Origin of the sequence: Aphanothece microscopica RSMan92, assembly GCF_046613545.2 — a bacterium.
GTDB lineage: Bacteria > Cyanobacteriota > Cyanobacteriia > PCC-6307 > Cyanobiaceae > NIES-981.
In genome coordinates this window covers 1-2,334 of record NZ_JBKKKY020000134.1, presented here as the reverse complement: position 1 = coordinate 2,334, position 2,334 = coordinate 1, and the positions used below count along the sequence as shown (strand labels likewise).

Here is a 2,334-nt window from a genome sequence, read left to right as displayed (position 1 = left end):
CCCGGCCCGGGTCAGGCGATTGCGGCCCCGCTGTCCTCCCCCTTCGCCGCCCCGCCCCCGGCGCTTGAAGCCGCCCCCCGGCCCGGCGCCGGCCTTGCCGCCCCGCCGCCCCCGGCAACCGCGCCACCAACCCTGATCTGAACCCCAACGCCCCGCCGCGGCGCGCATGCCTGCGCGCTGCGCCCTTCCCGTTCAGTCAGGATCAGGTTTTCCATGTCTTCGCCTATCGTCATGCGCGCCCCGCGCGCCCTTCTGCTCGCCACTGTCTGCGCGAGCGCCCTCGCCTCCCCCGCCCTCGCCGAAATGGTAGCGATCCGCCAGGCCGATACCGTCATCGTTCTGGGCGAGCGCACCGTCGCGGCCGCAGCCCAGGCCGAAGCGGCCAAGCAGCCCGGCAACGTCTCGGTCGTGCCAGCGGAAGCCTTCGCCGACCGCTATGCCGTGACGTTCCGCGACACGCTTCAATTCACCCCCGGCGTCATTGCGCAGCCCCGCTTCGGCGAGGAGGTGCGGCTCTCCATCCGCGGCTCCGGCGTCGCCAACAACGCCCATTTGCGCGGGGTGGAGCTGCAGTTTGATGGCGTGCCGCTGAACGGTGCGGACGGCTTTGGCGACTTCCAGGAGATCGACCCCACCTTCACCGCCGCCATGTCAGTCTATCGCGGGGCGAACGCCTTTGCGCTGGCCGGCGCGACGCTGGGCGGGGCGATCGCGATCGAGGGCCTGCGCGCGCGCGATCAGGAGACCGCCGGCGCCGTGCGGATCGAGGGCGGATCGTTCGAGACCACGCGCGCCAACGCCCGCTTCGCCCATGTCGGGGAGCGCTTCGATCTGATGCTCGCGGCCACCGCCCAGAAGCAGCGCGGCTTCCGCGAGAATGCCGAACAGTCCAACGGCCGCTTCTATCTTCAGGGCGGCTGGCGCTGGACCGGCACGGCCGAGACCCGGTTTGGCGTGCTGATCAATGACGTGAACCAGGAAATCCCCGGCGCGCTCACCATCGCGCAGGCCCGCGCCACCCCGCAGCGCGCCAACGCCGGCAATCTGAGCTTCGCCTTCGGACGCGATATCAACAGCCTGCGTGCCTGGACGCGCACCACCCTGCCGGCAGGGCCGCTGGGCGCGCTCTCGTTCGGGGCCGCCTATACGGCGCGCGACCTCTATCACCCGATCAGCGTCGTGATCGATCAGCGCGTGCTGGATCACCTTCTGTTTGCGCGGCTGGAGGGCGAGGCCGGCGCGTGGTCGTGGAGCGCAGGGGCGCGCTGGCGCGATGCCCGCACGGCGGCGCGCACCTTCACCGCAATCCCCAATGGTCAGGCCGACCGTGGCGTGCTGACCGCCGACAGCATCCAGCGGGCTGGCGGCGTCGATGTGTTCGGCGAGTTGCGGCTTCAGGCGCGCGACGATCTGACCCTCATCGCGGGCCTTTCCAGCATCGACACCGATCGCGCGGTGGAAAACCTCCGCAACCGGGCGGCGAGCGACAGCGAAAGCTTCTCTCGTGTGAGCCCCAAACTCGGCCTCCTCTGGGCGCCGCGCGAGGGCCTTCAGGTGTTTGCTAATGTCGCGGGCGTCTATGAGCCGCCAGCGTTCGGCCAGCTGACCCAGGGCGGGTTCGTCACCTTCGTGCCGATCAAGGCGCAGGAGGGCGTGAGCGCCGAGATCGGCGCGCGCGGCCAGTGGGGCCGGCTCGACTTCGAGATCGCCTATTTCCACGCCCGGCTGGAGAACGAGTTCATCGCCTTCCAGGTGAGCCCGCTGATCCCGGCCGCCACCTTCAATGCGCCCAACACCCGCCGCCACGGGCTGGAAGCCGGCGCGACGGCGCGGCTGGCCGACGATGTGTTCGGCGGCGCGCTCAGCCTGCGCGGGGCCTGGACCTACAACCGCTTCCGGTTCGAGAATGATCCCGTCTATGGCGACAATGCGCTGGCCGGCGTGCCCGACAGCACGCTGGTGGCCGAACTCGCGTGGGAGGCGGGGCCGTGGCGGATCGCGCCGTCGGTGTTCACCCAGTCGGAGACGACGGTGGATTTCCGCAACACGCTGGAAGCCCCCGGGTACACGCTGGTCAACCTCTCCGCCTCCTGGCAGGCGGGGCCAAACACCCGCCTGTTCCTCGAAGGGCGCAATCTCGCCGATGAGGCGCATGTCTCGATGGTGAGCGCCATCGCCAATGCGCGCGCGCCGGGCGTGAACCTCGCAGTCGCCACCCCCGGCGAGGGGCGAGCATTCTACCTCGGCCTGCGCACCGGCTTCGGGGGGCGGCCATGACGGCGGACGCGCTCCCCAGCGCCCCGGCGCGGCGACCCGTCTGGGTCGTCGCACGCG

Annotated in this window: 1 protein-coding gene; it reads left to right on the top strand. The window is 70.9% G+C overall.

The window, feature by feature from the left end; all coding sequences use genetic code 11:
* The first annotated feature begins 231 nt into the window (after positions 1–231).
* On the top strand, positions 232–2,277 hold the full coding sequence (locus ACLD7X_RS16350; protein ID WP_411424746.1) for a TonB-dependent receptor family protein: 2,046 nt from the start codon (positions 232–234) through the stop codon (positions 2,275–2,277).
* Positions 2,278–2,334: the final 57 nt, after the last annotated feature.

Coding starts and splice junctions, on each gene's coding strand:
- ACLD7X_RS16350 (WP_411424746.1), top strand. CDS start 232: ATGCGCGCCCCGCGCGCCCTTCTGCTCGCCACTGTCTGCGCGAGCGCC.